The sequence below is a fragment of the Enterobacter sp. ZOR0014 genome, from assembly GCF_000798855.1.
Classification (GTDB): domain Bacteria; phylum Pseudomonadota; class Gammaproteobacteria; order Enterobacterales; family Enterobacteriaceae; genus Enterobacter; species Enterobacter kobei.
Genome location: NZ_JTLF01000274.1, coordinates 12,612 through 29,743 on the forward strand (window position 1 = coordinate 12,612; position 17,132 = coordinate 29,743).

General features: G+C 58.0%; 19 protein-coding genes. 13 read left to right on the forward strand and 6 right to left on the reverse strand.

The window, feature by feature from the left end:
• Positions 1–17: 17 nt before the first annotated feature.
• Positions 18–365, forward strand: a complete 348-nt coding sequence (locus L977_RS14185; RefSeq protein ID WP_014068263.1) for a YidH family protein — start codon at positions 18–20, stop codon at positions 363–365.
• Entirely contained in the window at positions 355–702 is a 348-nt protein-coding gene (locus L977_RS14190; protein WP_023331677.1) for a DUF202 domain-containing protein, read from the forward strand. The genes L977_RS14185 and L977_RS14190 overlap by 11 nt, the downstream gene beginning before the upstream one ends.
• Positions 703–736: 34 nt before the next feature.
• On the opposite strand, the gene dsdA is transcribed toward L977_RS14190, so the two are convergent.
• Complete coding sequence (gene dsdA / locus L977_RS14195; protein ID WP_047626029.1) at positions 737–2,023, reverse strand: D-serine ammonia-lyase; 1,287 nt, start codon at positions 2,021–2,023, stop codon at positions 737–739.
• A 17-nt stretch (positions 2,024–2,040) separates the two neighbouring features.
• On the reverse strand, positions 2,041–3,378 hold the full coding sequence (gene dsdX, locus L977_RS14200) for a D-serine transporter DsdX (protein WP_014881922.1): 1,338 nt from the start codon (positions 3,376–3,378) through the stop codon (positions 2,041–2,043).
• 204 nt (positions 3,379–3,582) lie between these two features.
• Between dsdX and dsdC the strand changes: the two genes are divergently transcribed.
• Positions 3,583–4,509: a DNA-binding transcriptional regulator DsdC gene (gene dsdC, locus L977_RS14205; protein ID WP_047626030.1), complete on the forward strand. Its 927-nt coding sequence runs from the start codon at positions 3,583–3,585 to the stop codon at positions 4,507–4,509.
• 84 nt (positions 4,510–4,593) lie between these two features.
• On the forward strand, positions 4,594–5,682 hold the full coding sequence (locus L977_RS23260; protein ID WP_052192637.1) for a cellulase family glycosylhydrolase: 1,089 nt from the start codon (positions 4,594–4,596) through the stop codon (positions 5,680–5,682).
• Here the strand turns inward: L977_RS23260 and emrD are convergent.
• The 4 genes from emrD to tisB form a co-directional block, all read right to left on the reverse strand.
• Positions 5,585–6,769 (reverse strand): multidrug efflux MFS transporter EmrD, encoded by a 1,185-nt coding sequence (gene emrD, locus L977_RS14215; RefSeq protein ID WP_047626032.1) that lies wholly within the window; start codon positions 6,767–6,769, stop codon positions 5,585–5,587. The genes L977_RS23260 and emrD overlap by 98 nt on opposite strands.
• A 175-nt stretch (positions 6,770–6,944) precedes the next feature.
• The gene (locus L977_RS14220) at positions 6,945–7,778 is read right to left on the reverse strand and encodes an EamA family transporter (RefSeq protein WP_045134488.1); all 834 of its coding nucleotides are present in this window, start codon (positions 7,776–7,778) and stop codon (positions 6,945–6,947) included.
• A gap of 62 nt (positions 7,779–7,840) precedes the next feature.
• Positions 7,841–8,287, reverse strand: coding sequence for a GNAT family N-acetyltransferase (locus L977_RS14225; RefSeq protein ID WP_014881927.1), 447 nt, complete (start codon positions 8,285–8,287; stop codon positions 7,841–7,843).
• 64 nt (positions 8,288–8,351) lie between these two features.
• Positions 8,352–8,441 carry a type I toxin-antitoxin system toxin TisB gene (tisB, locus tag L977_RS25280; protein WP_045281349.1) on the reverse strand — a complete coding sequence of 30 codons (90 nt, stop codon included), beginning with the start codon at positions 8,439–8,441 and terminating at the stop codon, positions 8,352–8,354.
• 487 nt (positions 8,442–8,928) lie between these two features.
• Between tisB and L977_RS14235 the strand changes: the two genes are divergently transcribed.
• The 9 genes from L977_RS14235 (at position 8,929) to uhpT (ending at position 17,006) form a co-directional block, all read left to right on the forward strand.
• A complete protein-coding gene (locus L977_RS14235) occupies positions 8,929–9,243 on the forward strand; it encodes a type II toxin-antitoxin system HigB family toxin (RefSeq protein WP_045134487.1) in 315 nt (104 codons plus the stop codon).
• Positions 9,240–9,659: a helix-turn-helix domain-containing protein gene (locus L977_RS14240; RefSeq protein ID WP_023331687.1), complete on the forward strand. Its 420-nt coding sequence runs from the start codon at positions 9,240–9,242 to the stop codon at positions 9,657–9,659. The genes L977_RS14235 and L977_RS14240 overlap by 4 nt, the downstream gene beginning before the upstream one ends.
• A 149-nt stretch (positions 9,660–9,808) precedes the next feature.
• Positions 9,809–9,907, forward strand: a complete 99-nt coding sequence (ivbL, locus tag L977_RS24565) for an ilvB operon leader peptide IvbL (RefSeq protein WP_023331688.1) — start codon at positions 9,809–9,811, stop codon at positions 9,905–9,907.
• A gap of 106 nt (positions 9,908–10,013) precedes the next feature.
• Entirely contained in the window at positions 10,014–11,702 is a 1,689-nt protein-coding gene (gene ilvB, locus L977_RS14245; protein WP_023331689.1) for an acetolactate synthase large subunit, read from the forward strand.
• A 3-nt stretch (positions 11,703–11,705) separates the two neighbouring features.
• Positions 11,706–11,993: an acetolactate synthase small subunit gene (ilvN, locus tag L977_RS14250; protein ID WP_010426528.1), complete on the forward strand. Its 288-nt coding sequence runs from the start codon at positions 11,706–11,708 to the stop codon at positions 11,991–11,993.
• A gap of 82 nt (positions 11,994–12,075) precedes the next feature.
• Positions 12,076–12,669, forward strand: coding sequence for a transcriptional regulator UhpA (gene uhpA, locus L977_RS14255; protein WP_014881931.1), 594 nt, complete (start codon positions 12,076–12,078; stop codon positions 12,667–12,669).
• On the forward strand, positions 12,666–14,171 hold the full coding sequence (gene uhpB / locus L977_RS14260) for a signal transduction histidine-protein kinase/phosphatase UhpB (RefSeq protein WP_047626031.1): 1,506 nt from the start codon (positions 12,666–12,668) through the stop codon (positions 14,169–14,171). The genes uhpA and uhpB overlap by 4 nt, the downstream gene beginning before the upstream one ends.
• Positions 14,164–15,474, forward strand: a complete 1,311-nt coding sequence (locus tag L977_RS14265) for an MFS transporter (protein WP_032635256.1) — start codon at positions 14,164–14,166, stop codon at positions 15,472–15,474. The genes uhpB and L977_RS14265 overlap by 8 nt, the downstream gene beginning before the upstream one ends.
• A gap of 140 nt (positions 15,475–15,614) precedes the next feature.
• On the forward strand, positions 15,615–17,006 hold the full coding sequence (gene uhpT / locus L977_RS14270; protein WP_047343390.1) for a hexose-6-phosphate:phosphate antiporter: 1,392 nt from the start codon (positions 15,615–15,617) through the stop codon (positions 17,004–17,006).
• The last annotated feature ends 126 nt before the right edge of the window (positions 17,007–17,132 follow it).

Sequence of the window (17,132 nt, forward strand, 5' to 3'; positions counted from 1 at the left end):
CTCGACAAGGAACCTCCATGAAAATTTCCCGCCTCGGTGAAGCGCCGGATTATCGCTTCTCTCTGGCTAATGAACGCACGTTCTTAGCGTGGATCCGCACGGCGCTGGGCTTTCTGGCTGCAGGTGTCGGCCTCGATCAGCTCGCACCTGATTTCGCCACGCCGCTGATCCGCGAAGTACTGGCGCTGCTTCTGTGCCTGTTCGCAGGCGTGCTGGCGATTTACGGCTATCTGCGCTGGTTGCGCAATGAGAAGGCGATGCGTCTGAAGCAGGATTTACCCTATACGCGCGGGCTACTCATCATCAGCGCGATCCTGCTGACGGTGGCAGGCGTGGTGATGGTGCTGGTGTTCTATGGCGGATAGCCGCAAAGCGCGACGCGAAGCGGACCCTGGCCTGCAGCCGGAGCGGACGTCGCTCGCATGGCTGCGCACGTTGCTGGGGTATGGCGCGCTGATTGCTCTGGCGATCAAGCACAACTGGCACCGGACCGGGGTGCCATTCTGGATCTCGATTGTTGTGCTGGCGCTGGTAGCCTTCATTTTGTGGCGCTATACCCGCAGCCGTAACCTGATGGACGTGGCGCAGGATGATTTTGTGCAGCCGAAAGCGGTGCGGGATAAGTTCCTGATCGCGCTCGCTGTGCTGTCTCTGTCTTTACTCTTTGCCGTTACTCATATTCAGCAAATGGTGAGCTTATAAGCCCGGTGGCGGCTCCGCCTTACCGGGCCTACGATTAACGGCTTTTTGCTAAATACTTCGCCATCTCGTCTTCCGGCACCATGCCGCCCCCGGTTGCCCATACCAGGTGGGTGACGTTGGCATCTGAATGCACACGCAGCGGCCCGGCCATGCCCGCCAGCGCGGACGGTTCCAGACGAATGTCTTCCTCCTGCGCCAGCCAGCCGAGCATGTCATACATGCTTTGATCGGAAAGCGTGTAGAACCCGTCCAGCAGGCGCTCCATCGCGCGGCCCACGAAGCCGGACGCGCGCCCGACCGCCAGGCCGTCTGCCGCCGTCACGTTGTCGATACCCAAGTCCTGCACCGCAATCTCGTCGTGCAGGCCGGTGTAAACGCCGAGCAGCATGCACGGCGAGTGCGTGGGTTCCGCAAAGAAGCAGTGGACGTTATCACCGAAGGCCAGCTTCAGGCCAAACGCCACGCCGCCAGGGCCGCCACCGACACCGCAGGGCAGGTAGACGTACAGGGGATGCGCCGCATCCACCACGCGGCCCTGTTCGGCAAACTGTGCCTTCAGCCGCTCGCCTGCCACCGCATAGCCCAGGAACAAGGTGCGGGAGTTTTCATCATCAATGAAGAAGCAGTTCGGATCGCTTTCTGCCGCTTTGCGCCCCTGTTCCACCGCCACGCCGTAATCCTGCTCATACTCCACGACGATGACGCCGTGGCTGCGGAGCTTGGCTTTCTTCCACTCGCGGGCATCGGCGGACATGTGCACCGTCACCTTAAAGCCGATGCGTGCGCTCATAATGCCGATGGACATCCCCAGGTTGCCGGTTGAGCCCACCGCAATGCTGTACTGGCTGAAGAAGTCCTTAAAGCGCGGCTCCAGCAGGACGCTGTAGTCGTCTTCGATGCTCAGCAAGCCGGCGTCCAGCGCCAGTTTCTCCGCGTGGGTCAACACCTCGTAGATGCCGCCGCGTGCTTTAATCGAGCCGGAAATCGGCAGATGACTGTCTTTTTTCAGCAGCAGGGTGCCGGGAATGGTCTTGTCATATTCTTTCCCCAGTCGCGCCAGCATGGCCGGGATGGCGACCAGTTCGGATTCAATAATCCCCTTCGTGACGGCCGTTTCCGGAAAGGCTTTCGCCAGATACGGCGCGAAGCGGTTAAGGCGCGCGTGCGCGTCGTCCACGTCGGCTTTGGACAGCCCGACGTAAGGCAATCCTTCCGCCAGCGTGGTGGTACGTGGGTTAAGCCAGGTGGTTTCTTTCAGGGCAATCAGATCCTCAACCAGAGGAAACTGTGCGGTTAAAGTAGTGATAGTTGCGTTTTCCATAGTACGTCTCTTCGCGCTCAGATAATGAAAGAAAGCAGGAATGTGCCGCCAAGTGCAAGCACCGAGGCGATAAACGTCGCCGTCGTATAGTATTTGAAGGTCTCATTCAGGGTTGCGCCGCAGTATTGCTTCACCAGCCAGAAGAGAGAATCGGTGACGATCGTGCAGCCAATGGCGCCGGAACCGATAGCAATGGTGATGATCTCCGGACTCACGTTCGGATAGAGCGGCAGCATCGGCGCGACTATCGCCGTGGCGCCCATCATCGCGACCGTGGCGGAGCCTACGGCGGCATGCAGCACCAGCGCCACCAGCCAGGCGAGAAGGATAGGATGCATGTGCAGATTCGAGAGAATATGCGCCAGTGAGTCCGCCAGTCCGCTGGTTTTGAGGATGGCGTTGAACGCGCCGCCCGCGCCGATAATCAGCAAAATATTGGCGATAGAGCCAAAACCGTGCTCGGTGTGCGTCAGCATCGCCCCCATGCTCATATGCTGGCGGATCCCCAGCAGGTAGTAGGCGACAAACACGGCGATAAACATCGCGGTGATCGGGTTGCCGATAAATTCGAGGAGCGTATACAGCGAACCTTCTTTTGCCATATTCAGCTCGGCAATGGTCTTCACCAGCATGAGGCCAATTGGCAGCAGAACCGTAAACAGCGTGGCGCCCAGCGACGGGAGGGTGTGTTCTTCCCGCACCTTGAGGTCTGAAAATTCTGCCGGAACCGGTTTAAACGGCAGACGATTGCCGAGCAGTTTCAGGAACAGCGGGCCACCGACCAGAGACGCCACCAGTCCTACCATCAAACCATAAACAATTACCGTTCCGACATCCGCGCCTAACTTATTGGTCACAAACAGCGCGGCTGGATGCGGAGGCACCACGCAGTGCACCGCCATCAGCGCGGTACAGAGCGGAATGGCCAGCTTGAGCAGCGACGTGTTGGTCTTTTTGGCGATGGAAAACGCCAGCGGGATCAGCAGTACCACGCCCACTTCCACGAACAACGTAATGCCGCAGATCAGGCCCACCAGCACCATAATCACGTCTGCTGACAGCCAGCGGCAGCGCTGTAGCGCGATCCCGATACGCTCTGCCGCGCCGGAGACTTCCATCATTTTGCCGAGAATGGTACCCAGACCAATCACCGCCGCCAGGAAGCCCAGCGTACCGCCAATCCCGCTCTCAATGGCGTTCACCATATCCAGTGGGCTCATTCCCATCATCGCACCGACGAAAAAGCTCGCCAGCAGCAGCGCGAGGAACGGGTGAAACTTCAGCTTAACGATGGTTAAAACAATTAACACAATGCTGACCAGCAGCGTTGCCACAACCCAGACCTGAGATCCCATATCTCACCTCACCCTTATGTCATCTGTGGGTATTGGACGAAAAAACGGCGGGGGCTGACAAACGATATAAATTGGCATTCAGGTGAGCCAGATTGGATCAACTGAGTGACTACGCTCTAAAAAACGCACTTAATTTGCATTAGGTTCACATAAATTCACCCTTAAACGGTATGCTGAGCGCAGAAACCACGCGTGAGAATTGTGATGACCGATGCGAATGAAGCCAGAAACCGGCTGTTAACCGGCTGGCAGCTGTCGAAAATGTACACCTTTGAAGTGGCCGCCCGGCATGAGTCCTTCGCGCTGGCCGCGGAGGAGCTCTCGCTCAGCCCCAGCGCGGTGAGCCACCGCATTAATCTGCTGGAAGAGGAGCTGGGTATTCAGCTGTTCGTCCGCTCGCACCGTAAGGTTGAGCTGACGCAGGAGGGGAAGCGCGTTTACTGGACCCTTAAATCCTCCCTCGATACCCTGAATCAGGAGATCCTGGACATCAAAAACCAGGCGCTCTCCGGTACGCTAACGGTGTACTCCCGGCCATCGATTGCGCAGTGCTGGCTGGTTCCCATGCTGGGAGATTTTACCCGCCGCTATCCGTCGATTTCACTCACCGTCCTGACCGGAAATGATTACGTCAATATGCAGCGAACGGGCATCGATCTGGCGCTCTATTTCGACGATACGCCGGCAAACCACCTTTCCCAACACTTCCTGATGGATGAGGAGATTTTGCCCGTTTGTACGCCCGCGTACGCCCGCGAACATCAACTGGTTAAAAACCCCCATAACCTCAGCCACTGTACGTTGCTGCATGACCGTCAGGCCTGGAGCAATGATTCCGGTACGGATGAATGGCAAAGCTGGGCGCAGCATTTTGCGGTAAATATGCCGTCATCGTCGGGGATTGGTTTTGATCGTTCTGATTTAGCGATTATTGCGGCCATCAATGATGTGGGGGTGGCGATGGGCAGAAAGCGGCTGGTGCAGAAACGGCTCGAGAAGGGAGAGTTGATTGCACCGTTTGGTGAAAAGACCCTCAAATGCCATCAGCATTACTATATCTCAACGCTTCCGGGCCGCCAGTGGCCGAAAATTGACGCCTTTATTAGCTGGCTGAGAGAACGGGCAAGGTGAAGAATTATTACGCTTTGACGCTACACCAAATGTGAAAAAGCGTGCTAAATACAGGTAATGCTTTCGATTTATCCAGGGTAAACCGTGTTAAAGCCTTTTATTGCCTCTGCGTTACTGATCTCTTCCGGCTGGGCGATTGCCGCTGAGCCGGCGATGACGGCTGCCCGCTATGCTCAGCAGCTGGGTGTGGGGATGGATGTAGACTGGGCGCGTACCGAGCGCGGTATACGTGAATTTGACCCGCTGGTGGTACGCGATTTTCGTGCAAAAGGCATTAGCCATGTGCGCATCCGCGTCGCCGATGAGCCGACGGAAGCGCGGCTCATCCATCTGCGCAAGCTGGTGGAAGCCTGCGAGCAGTATGGTGTCATCCCGATTATTGCTTATCAGGCAGATGAATATAAAAACGACCCGAAAGCCGATAATGAGAAAGAGACAATCAACTGGTGGATTGCCGTCGCCCACTATTTCGGCCAGAGCTACCCGCAGTTGGGTTTTGACCTGATTTACGAGCCCGCCGACAAGCTCAACCACAACCTCGCGTCGTTAAATCGCGTGTATGAAAAAACCATAAAAGCGATCCATGACATTGACCCGCAGCGCATGATTTTCATCGCACCGCGCCTGCGCGCCGCGCCGGAGGATTTAACCAGCCTGAAGCTGCCTGCGCACAGCCAGAACTTCCTGCTGGCGGAGTGGCATATTTTCCCGTGGGGGCCGCTGAAAAATAACGGTAAATACCCGTGGACGTCCGGCACGGCGGCAGAGAAAGCGGCTATCCATAATCGCATCAATACCGCGCTGCGCTGGCAGCAAAAAACCGGGCACGTCAGCTGGGTCGGAGGCTGGGGCGTGGGGGAGTCAAACCACCTCACGCCAACCGCTTCGCAAATGGCCTTCGCCACCTTTATGGCCTGCGAGCTGCAAAAGGCGAAAATTCCGTATGCGCTTAACGCGGATTTCCAGTTTTACGACGGGGAAGAGGGCGCCTGGCGACCTGCGCCAGAGCCGTTATTACAGGCGATGATTGCTCCCGTCTGTGAAAAAACCGGCGACAAGCCGGGCCATCATGCGGTTAAACCGCCTGCTCGTGATGCGGGACACGCGACGCCAGCGGCAGCCAGCACAGTAAAATCAGCAGCCCCATCAGCGTCATCAGCAAACCCAAACTAGCCTGCCCGGTCTGCGGCATCATGGCCGAGAGCCAGGCCAGCGCGCCGGAGCCGATGTTTTGCAAACCGCCCACCAGCGCGCCCGCCGTGCCCGCGAGGAACGGGAACGGCTCCATCGCGCCGCTGGTGGCGAGCGGGAACAGCATCCCCGCGCCGAAGAAGAACAGCGCCGCCGGGATCAGCAGCGTCCAGACGGTCATCACGCCAAACAGCCCCGGGATCCACATCATCAGTCCCGCCAGCAGACAGCTAATCACTGCCTGCCACATCAGGGTGGAGAAACGCTTGTTCTGACGTCCGGCAAACCAGGCGCCGAAGAACGCCGCCGGGATAGGCAGAATAAACAGAATACTCACCACCATGCTGCTCAGGCCAAGCCCAGCGCCCAGCAGCACGCCGGAGCAGGCTTCGAACACCGCTATGCCTGCCAGGCCGCCGATCAGCATCAGCAGGTAACAGGTAAACGCACCGTTGCCGAACAGCGTTTTGTAGCTGGCGATAAGCTTCGTGCGCGGCGCGTCCTGCGGGCGCGTTTCCGGCATCCACCGTGCCATGCTGAAGGTCACTATCACGCAGAGCACCAGCAGGAAGGCGTAACAGGCGCGCCAGGACCACATTGTGTCCAGCAGGCCGCCAATCAGCGGTGCCAGCAGCGGGCTGACCAGAATCCCCATATTCAACAGGCTGTTGGCATGGCGGAGCTGGGTGCCCTGGTACATATCGCGCGGTAAGGTTCGCGCCATCACCCCGCCGACGCCGGTTCCGACGCCTTGCAGGGCGCTGGCGGCAATCAATACGGTCAGGCTATGGGTGGTGATGGCAATCACCGTCGCCACCATGAATATGCTCATGCCGACCAGGATCACCGGGCGACGCCCGACGCGGTCGGACAGCGGGCCATAGACGAGTTGTGAAACGCCGTAGGTTAGCAGGTAGGCGGCCATTACGCTTTGTACCGCGCCCTCGCGGACGTTTAATTCCTTTGCCATGTCGGCGATCGCCGGAATGTAGATGGTTTGCGCCATCTGACCGACGGCCACCAGTAACACCAGCATCAACAATAAGTTAACGTTCCTTTGTTTTTTCATGTCGCTGAATACTTTTGCCAAAAGAGAAAAATGAAGAATAAGTGACTGCGCATTCCCATAAATGCGCGAGGAATCTACCACAGTGAGATGACAATTTAATCATTGTGATGGTGAATGGATGAACGTCAGAAGGCAGGATTTGTAAACAAAAACGGCAACTAATGTTGCCAGTGATTTATGCGAGGCGCAGGAGAATAGCGCCGCCTGCAATACCCAGCGCCGCAGCGATGCGCAGGCCCGCAACCTTCTCTTTTAAAAGCACAAAGGCAATCAGCGCCCCGAAAAGAATCGAGGTTTCACGCAGCGCCGCGACTACGGCCAGCGGTGCCTGCGTCATCGCCCACAGTGCCAGGCCATACGAGCCCATGGTGCCGACGCCGCCGAGCAGCCCCTTTTTCCAGTGCAGACGCAGGTAGCCAAAGGCTTCACGCCGACGCGCCACCATCGCCCAGCTCAGCAGGCAAAAACCGTTCATAAAGAAGGTCCACAGCGTGTAGCCCAGCGCAGTGCCCGAGAGCCGCACCCCGGTGCCGTCCACCAGCGTATATCCGGCGATAAAACAGGCGTTCAGTAGCGCCAGCCAGATCCCTTTTCGGGACTGCATGCGCCCGTTCATCGCCATCGCCAGAATCGACAGGCAGATCACTCCGATGCCGGACCAGGCCAGCCAGGAGAGACGATCGCCAAGTGCCAGGACGCTGATCAGCGCCACCAGCAGCGGGGCGGTGCCGCGCATCAGCGGGTAGGTTTGACTCATATCGGAGACCTGATAGGTCTTCGCCACCAGCACGGTGTACACCACCTGTAAGGCGCAGGAGACGATTAAAAACGGCCAGCTTGCAGCAGAAGGCTGTGGAGAGAAGGGGAGCAACACCAGCGCAATAAGCGTAGCGGAGCCGCTGACGCTTATCGCAGAATAGAGCTTGTCCGTTCCGGCCTTAACGATAGCGTTCCAGCTGGCATGCAGCAGCGCGGCAAACAGCAAAATGCAGAATACGGTGATGGTCATGGCGTATCGGGTGGTGAATTGTCACTCAACTGTAACATTCACGTCCTGATGCTGCCAGCCGGTTACACCGCACAAAACAGGCGGTGCGTCACCCGCGGCTCATCCGAGACCAGCGTGAAACCTGCCCGGCGGTAGAACCCATACGCGGTATCCGGCGCGTGGGTATTCAGGAAATCAAACCAGATGCTGGCATCGGCCATCACCACGGTTAAAAGCTGTTTGCCGATGCCCAACCCGCGACACTTCTCGCTAACATAGAGATGGCGAATGCGCCCGGCGCGCGGTTGCTGGCTGAAGGGATCGCGGTTGAGACCGCATACGCCTACCAGCTTGCCGTTAAGAAACGCCCCCAGCAGCTTTTCGCCCGGCGCGTTAAAGCGGTTTTCACCCCGCTGCCAGTTCTCTTCCAGCCTGCGCAGCATGTTGAAATTCAATGCGATACTTTCCGCCTTCAGGGCGATATAGCCCGGTTCATCAGGCGTAACAGGCTCAATTAACAGACGCGACATAGCATTCCCTCGTTATTAAAGAGGGGCGGTTGCCCGCCCCTCTCAGGTGCGACTTGAACCTGACTTACCGAACGTATTTCAGGACAGCATCAAGCAGTTGCAATAATGCAACAATGAGTTTGAGGATAAGTATCACCATATCCACGATGCCCATACGCGTCTCCTTTTGGTAAAAAGGAGCACGATGCTGGCGTACCTTTCCGCCGCCTGTTGCCAGCACCTGGATTGACGTAACACAGTGTGCTCACTTCAGGGGTTAAGGCACTGACGGCACCACCCGTTTCAGCCAGGACTTCATTGCGCCGGTAGAACTGCGGCCCCCTCGCTCACTGCGAACACCCTCAGTATAGATAAATACTGTATGCATGAACAGTATTTTTTGGACAAAAATCGAAAGGCGACCCATACTCAAAAACGTCAAAATCCGTGCCGGAATTGCGCGTTCGTCCTCGATCGCGTATACTTTTTGCGTTGACGTAACACAGTGTGTTCTGCGGCGACCAACCGCAAAACCCTGATAAAAACCTCGCTCCGGCGGGGTTTTTTGTTTTCTGGGTCCGTCCTAAGCAGGCCTTCCGTTGACTAATTGGCAATCCGTGATATTGTTGCCATAATGGCAACGGATGCGGCAGGTATGCAGTATGCATTTAATCTCAATGAAGGCAATTTTGGATGCGGTGATCCAGTTTCCGCAACACAGAGAGGAGCTTCTCTTTCTGGGGCGAACCATCGAAAAGAGCCATTGCACGACGCCTGTTGCGCTAAGAAAAATCTTTCCAACGCTAGATAATTTGAAGTATCTCGATAAGCATTATGTTATTGATATTGCTAACAACAAACTCAGAGTAGTGGCTCTCATATTCTTTGAAAGCCAAAAGTTTTATGTGCGCCATGTTTTTACTCATAAGGAATATGACCGTTTTACGGAGAAACATCGCACTAAGGGGAAGAAATGATGATCGTAGCTGATGCAATGAAAGCAACGCATGCCCTTGTCGCGGCGGTTCCTTTATTGGGTGAACATCCAAACGAGAAAGATTACCAGGACGCACTTGAGCTGGTTGAGTATTTACTGATGAACGAACCTGGCAGCCCTTTGCTGGATATCGTATGTGCAAGAATTCGTCGTTACGAAGCCAATCGGCCCGAAATTGTCGCCTTACGCCAGGAGATGGAATCTGTCCCAGTGGGCATTGCCGTTTTAAGAACCCTTATGGATCAATACAAACTGACTATTTCGGATTTTCAGGATGAAATTGGCAGTAAATCAATGGTTTCAAGGGTGTTGAACGGTCAACGTCAGCTGACGTTGAACCATATAAAAAAACTGGCTGCTCGCTTTGGGGTATCGCCTGCGCTGTTCATTGAATGAAATACTCACGTCCGACTACTGTTTTCATCACCCAACAAACGAAACGTGATCCCTGACGCATTTTTGTCCAGATGAAAATATTTCCATTGTCACGCCCGAAAACCTGTGTTTGTATAAATTCAATCAATGATTCCAAACACAGGTTCCTAATGACTCCATCTCTGTTCACCTCGACCCTACTAAAAACTGCGCAACCAGCCGCAGTGGTCGTCGTGCGTGTGGTGGTGGTCGTCGGCAATGCGCCGTAGGGACTGGATCAACACACGAATCCAAAACCCCGCCGGCGCAAACCGGGCGGGGTTTTTCGTTTAGGACCCTCCCCGGAAGGCTGGCTCAGAAGAAAAGGACTGGAGCATGGCAAGTTCGGGCACAACATCTACTAAGACGCGTTTTACGGGCGCGCAGCTGATCGTTCATTTGCTGGAACGACAGGGCATCACCACGGTTGCGGGCATCCCGGGCGGCACGGTGCTGCCGCTGTACGATGCGTTAAGCCAAAGCACAAAAATCCGCCACGTGCTGGCTCGCCACGAGCAGGGCGCGGGCTTTATCGCGCAGGGCATGGCGCGTACCCAGGGGAAACCGGCGGTTTGTATGGCGTGTAGCGGGCCGGGGGCTACCAACCTGGTAACGGCCATCGCCGACGCGCGCCTCGACTCCATTCCGCTGATCTGCATTACCGGCCAGGTGCCGTCTTCGATGATCGGTACCGATGCGTTCCAGGAAGTGGATACCTACGGCATCTCTATCCCCATCACCAAACATAACTATTTAGTTCGCGATATCAGCGAGCTTCCTCAGGTTATCAGCGATGCGTTTCGCATTGCGCAGTCTGGCCGCCCGGGCCCGGTGTGGATAGACATTCCTAAGGATGTCCAGACCGCAGAGATCGAGATTGACGTGCTGCCAGAGCCGGGCGACCGTGCCCCCGCGCCGGAATTCAGTGCTGAGAGCGTGCGTGACGCCGCGGCGATGATTAATGCCGCCAAACGCCCGGTGCTCTATCTGGGCGGTGGGGCGGTTAACGCCGCGAATGAAATCCGCCAGTTCGCTGAAAAAGCCAGCCTGCCCACCACCATGACCCTGATGGCGCTCGGCATGCTGCCTAAAGCGCACCCGCTCTCTCTTGGCATGCTGGGCATGCACGGCGCGCGCAGCACCAACTACATCCTGCAAGAAGCGGATTTGCTGATTGTAATGGGCGCGCGTTTTGATGACCGGGCGATTGGCAAAACCGAGCAGTTCTGCCCGAACGCCAAAATCATCCATGTGGACATCGACCGCGCCGAGCTGGGTAAAATTAAGCAGCCGCACGTGGCCATTCAGGGCGACGTGGCTGAAGTGCTGGCGCAGCTGATCCCGCAGACGGACGCAGCCGACCGTGCCGACTGGCGTCAGCTGGTCGCCGATTTGCAAAAAGAGTTCCCGGGCGCCATCCCGACCGAGGGCGATCCGCTGAGCCACTATGGTCTTATCAACGCTGTGGCCGCCTGCGTGGACGACAGCGCGATTATTACCACCGACGTGGGCCAGCATCAGATGTGGACCGCCCAGGCCTACCCGCTGAACCGTCCGCGCCAGTGGCTGACCTCCGGTGGCCTCGGCACCATGGGCTTTGGCCTGCCTGCTGCCGTGGGCGCGGCGCTGGCGAATCCGGACCGCAAAGTCATCTGCTTCTCCGGTGACGGCAGCCTGATGATGAACATTCAGGAAATGGCGACCGCGGCCGAAAACCAGTTAGACGTCAAAATCATTCTGATGAACAACGAGGCGCTGGGGCTGGTACACCAGCAGCAGAGCCTGTTCTACAAGCAGGGCGTATTTGCCGCGACCTATCCGGGAATGATTAACTTTATGCAGATTGCCGCCGGTTTTGGCCTTCACACCTGCGATCTGAACGCCGAAGAGGATGCCCACGCGGCGCTGCAGGCGGCGATTTCGCGTCCCGGCCCGGCGCTGATCCACGTGCGTATCGACCCTGAACAAAAAGTGTATCCGATGGTGCCGCCGGGTGCGGCAAATACTGAGATGGTGGGAGAATAAGCCATGCAGAAACAACATGATAACGTCATTCTGGAACTCACCGTCCGCAACCATCCTGGCGTCATGACCCACGTCTGCGGGCTGTTTGCCCGCCGGGCGTTTAACGTGGAAGGCATTCTCTGTCTGCCGATTCAGGGCAGCGAGCACAGCCGCATCTGGCTACTGGTCAACGATGACCAGCGTCTGGAGCAGATGATGGCGCAGATCGACAAGCTGGAAGATGTCACCAAAGTGGCGCGCAACCAGTCCGATCCCACCATGTTTAACAAAATTGCGGTGTTTTTCGAGTAGATCGCTTAAGGTAAGCGTCTTTCGCTCTTGTAGGCCGGATAAGCGCAGCGCCATCCGGCGTTTTCAGACCGCAGGATCAAACATGACCACCATCGCTCTCATCGACGACCACCTTATCGTCCGCTCCGGCTTTGCCCAACTTCTCAACCTCGAACCCGATTTTCAGGTCGTGGCCGAGTTTGGCTCCGGTCGTGAGGCGCTGGCGGGCCTGCCGGGGCGCGGAGTGCAGGTCTGTATCTGCGATATCTCAATGCCGGATCTCTCCGGTCTGGAGCTGTTAAGCCAGCTGCCGAAAGGGATGGCGACGATCATGCTCTCGGTCCACGACAGCCCGGCGCTGGTCGAGCAGGCGCTCAACGCGGGCGCACGCGGGTTCCTCTCAAAACGCTGTAGCCCGGACGAGCTGATCGCCGCCGTGCGTACCGTCTCCACCGGCGGCTGCTATTTAACACCGGATATCGCCATTAAGCTGGCGGCCGGACGTCAGGATCCGCTCACTAAACGCGAACGTCAGGTTGCAGAGAAACTCGCACAGGGGATGTCGGTGAAAGAGATTGCGGCCGAGCTGGACCTGTCGCCAAAAACCGTCCACGTTCACCGCGCCAATCTGATGGAAAAACTCAACGTCAGCAACGATGTCGAGCTGGCGCGCCGCATGTTTGATAGCTGGCAATGAACCCGCTGTTTTCGCGGCTGATCGCCGTCGTCGCCAGCTTTTTTATCTTTTCTGCCGCATGGTTCTGCCTGTGGAGCATCAGCCTGCATCTGGTGGAGCGACCCGAGCTGGCGGTATTGCTGTTCCCCTTCGGCCTGCGTCTGGGGTTGATGCTGCAATGTCCGCGCGGCTACTGGCCCGTTTTGCTGGGCGCAGAGTGGCTGATGCTGGTCTGGCTGGCGCAGGAAGTTGCGCTCACGCAGCTGCCATTATTGATGACCGGAAGCCTGCTCACGCTTATCCCGGTTGCGCTCATTTCCCGTTATCGTCACCAGCGTGACTGGCGCACGCTGCTGCGTCAGGGGGCGGCGCTGATTGCCGCCGCGCTGCTGCAATCGCTGCCGTGGGCTGGCGACAAGGAGATGCTCAACGCCCTGCTGCTGACCCTCACCGGCGGGCTGACCCTTGCGCCGACCTGTCTGGTTTTCTGGCACTACCTCACCAGCACCGTCTGGCAGCCGCTGGGGCCTGCGCTGGTCTCCCAGCCCGTCAACTGGCGCGCCCGGCATCTCATCTGGTATCTGCTGCTGTTTGTGGTGAGCCTGTGGCTACAGCTCGGCCTGCCCGCAGAGCTTTCACGCTTCACACCGTTTTGTCTGGCGCTGCCGATCATCGCCCTCGCCTGGCACTACGGCTGGCAGGGCGCCTTAATTGCCACGCTGATGAACGCCATCGCGCTCATTGCCAGCCAGACCTGGCACGACCATCCGGTGGACCTGCTGCTTTCCCTGCTGGCTCAAAGCCTGACCGGGCTGCTGCTGGGGGCGGGGATCCAGCGTCTGCGCGAGCTGAACCAGTCTCTGCAAAACGAGCTGGCGCGTAATCGCCGTCTGGCGGAGCGTTTGCTGGAGACGGAAGAGAGCGTGCGGCAGGAGGTCGCCCGTGAGCTGCATGATGACATCGGCCAGACCATCACCGCCATCCGCACCCAGGCGGGCATTGTCCAGCGTCTGGCGGCGGAAAATGCCGGTGTGAAGCAGGGGGGGGCGCATATTGAACAGCTTTCGCTGGGGGTTTATGACGCCGTTCGCCGATTGCTGGGACGGCTGCGTCCGCGCCAGCTTGACGACCTGTCACTTGAGCAGGCGATACGCTCCCTGATGCGCGAGATGGAGCTGGAAAGCCGCGGCATCGTCAGCCATCTCGACTGGCGTATTGATGAACGGGCGCTGAGTGAAGGCCAGCGCGTGACGCTGTTCCGCGTCTGTCAGGAGGGGCTGAATAATATCGTCAAACACGCCAATGCCAGCGCGGTCACCATTCAGGGCGGCCAGCAGAACGATCGCCTGACGCTGGTGATTGAAGACGACGGCTGCGGCCTGCCGCCGGGCTCCGGCCAGCAGGGTTTTGGCCTGGCGGGCATGCGCGAGCGCGTGAAGGCGCTGGGTGGCACGCTGGCTATCTCCTGTACCCACGGGACGCGCGTTAGCGTCAGCCTGCCGCTAAGGAACCACCATGTTTAAAATGCCTGCCAACGCCTCACCGCTAGGCGACAAAGCGGAAATAGACGCGCGCTACCGCTACTGGCGCCGCCATATCCTGATGACCATCTGGCTTGGCTATGCGCTGTTTTACTTTACCCGCAAAAGCTTTAACGCCGCCGCGCCGGAAATCCTCGCCAGCGGCGTGATGACGCGTACCGATATCGGCCTGCTGGCGACGCTGTTTTACATCACCTACGGCCTGTCGAAGTTCTTCTCCGGCATCGTCAGCGACCGCTCCAACGCGCGCTACTTTATGGGCGTCGGGCTGATTGCCACCGGCGTGGTAAATATCCTGTTCGGCTTCTCCACCTCGCTGTGGGCCTTTGCCCTGCTGTGGGCACTGAACGCTTTTTTCCAGGGCTGGGGAGCGCCGGTTTGTGCCCGCCTGCTCACCGCCTGGTACTCGCGCAACGAGCGCGGCGGCTGGTGGGCAATCTGGAACACCGCGCATAACGTCGGCGGGGCGCTGATCCCGATGGTGGTCGGTGCGGCGGCGCTGCACTACGGCTGGCGCGCAGGGATGATGATTGCCGGGGGCCTGGCGATTGTTGCCGGGCTGTTCCTCTGCTGGCGCCTGCGCGACAGGCCGCAAACCGTTGGACTGCCTGCGGTGGGCGACTGGCGGCACGACGAGATGGAGATTGCCCAACAGCAGGAAGGGGCGGGGCTGACCCGCAAAGAGATCCTGACCAAATACGTGCTGAAAAATCCCTACATCTGGCTACTCTCGCTCTGTTACGTGCTGGTTTACGTGGTACGTGCGGCGATCAACGACTGGGGCAATCTGTACATGTCGGAGACGCTCGGGGTGGATCTGGTCACCGCCAACTCGGCGGTCACGATGTTCGAGCTGGGCGGATTTATCGGCGCGCTGGTGGCAGGCTGGGGCTCGGACAAGCTGTTTAACGGCAACCGAGGCCCGATGAACCTGATCTTCGCCGCCGGGATATTGCTCTCCGTCGGCTCGCTGTGGCTGATGCCGTTCGCCAGTTACGTGATGCAGGCGGCATGCTTCTTCACCATCGGCTTCTTCGTGTTTGGCCCGCAGATGCTGATCGGCATGGCCGCGGCGGAGTGCTCGCACAAAGAGGCGGCGGGTGCGGCGACGGGGTTTGTCGGGCTGTTTGCCTATCTTGGCGCATCGCTCTCCGGCTGGCCCCTGGCGCGGGTGATCGACACCTGGCACTGGAGCGGTTTCTTCGCGGTCATCGCCATCGCGGCGGGGATCTCTGCCCTGCTGCTGCTGCCCTTCCTGCACGCGCAGGCCCCGCGCGAAGCGTGACACACTTCACCTTTTACTGCCGAGTGGCGCAAAACTAAGAAATTTTCCCGGTTTTACCTGGACGCTGTCTCAGGCATCTCTCCCGGCTGATTTTTACAATGCCTGCCATTCGCAGGTAAAAATCAGCTCAGGAGCAAACCATGCTGGCCTTCCTCAATCAGGTGCGCAAGCCGACCCTGGATCTGCCGCTCGACGTGCGGCGCAAAATGTGGTTCAAACCGTTCATGCAGTCGTATCTGGTGGTCTTCATCGGCTACCTGACCATGTACCTGATCCGCAAAAACTTTAACATTGCGCAGAACGACATGATCTCGACCTACGGGCTGAGCATGACGCAGCTGGGGATGATTGGCCTGGGATTCTCCATCACCTACGGGGTGGGGAAAACGGTGGTTTCCTACTATGCGGACGGTAAAAATACCAAGCAGTTCCTGCCGTTTATGCTGATTCTCTCCGCCATCTGTATGCTCGGCTTCAGCGCCAGCATGGGCGCAGGCTCCGTGAGCCTGTTCCTGATGATCGCTTTCTATGCCCTGAGTGGTTTCTTCCAGAGTACCGGCGGATCGTGCAGCTACTCCACCATCACCAAATGGACCCCGCGCCGCAAGCGTGGTTCGTACCTCGGCATGTGGAACATCTCGCATAACCTCGGCGGTGCGGGCGCGGCAGGCGTGGCGCTGTTCGGCGCGAACTATCTGTTCGATGGCCACGTGATCGGCATGTTTATCTTCCCGTCGATTATCGCCCTGATTGTCGGCTTTATCGGCCTGCGCTTCGGCAGCGATTCCCCGGAATCTTACGGCCTCGGCAAAGCCGAAGAGCTGTTCGGCGAGGAGATCAGCGAAGAGGACAAAGAGACCGAAGAAAACGAGATGACCAAATGGCAGATCTTTGTTGAGTACGTGCTGAAAAACAAAGTGATCTGGCTGCTGTGCTTCTCAAACATCTTCCTGTACGTGGTGCGTATCGGCATCGACCAGTGGTCGACGGTGTATGCCTTCCAGGAGCTGAAGCTTTCTAAAGAAGTCGCGATTCAGGGCTTCACCCTGTTTGAAGTGGGCGCGCTGGTCGGCACGCTGCTGTGGGGCTGGCTCTCGGATCTCGCCAATGGCCGCCGCGCGCTGGTGGCCTGCGTCGCGCTGGCGCTGATTATCGCCACGCTCGGCATCTACCAGCACGCCAGCAACCAGTACGTTTACCTGGCGTCCCTGTTTGCGCTCGGCTTCCTGGTATTTGGTCCACAGCTGCTGATTGGCGTGGCGGCGGTCGGGTTTGTACCGAAAAAAGCGATCGGCGCAGCCGATGGGATTAAAGGCACCTTCGCTTATCTGATCGGCGACAGCTTCGCCAAGCTGGGGCTGGGGATGATTGCCGACGGTACGCCAATTTTCGGCCTCACCGGCTGGGCAGGCACCTTTGCGGCGCTGGATGCGGCAGCCATTGGCTGTATCGTTCTGATGGCGATGGTTGCGGTGCTGGAAGAACGTAAAATTCGTCGCGAAAGGCGAGTGCAGAAATTGAAAACAGCCTGAGTGTGCAGGTGACTTCTTTGCCCGGCTGACCGCCGGGCTTTTTTCCCTTCCCGCTACTCCTCAGAAAAAGATTACGGCTCATTTTTTCACTCCACCAGCAGTCGGTCGCCAGAGGACCGGTTGTAA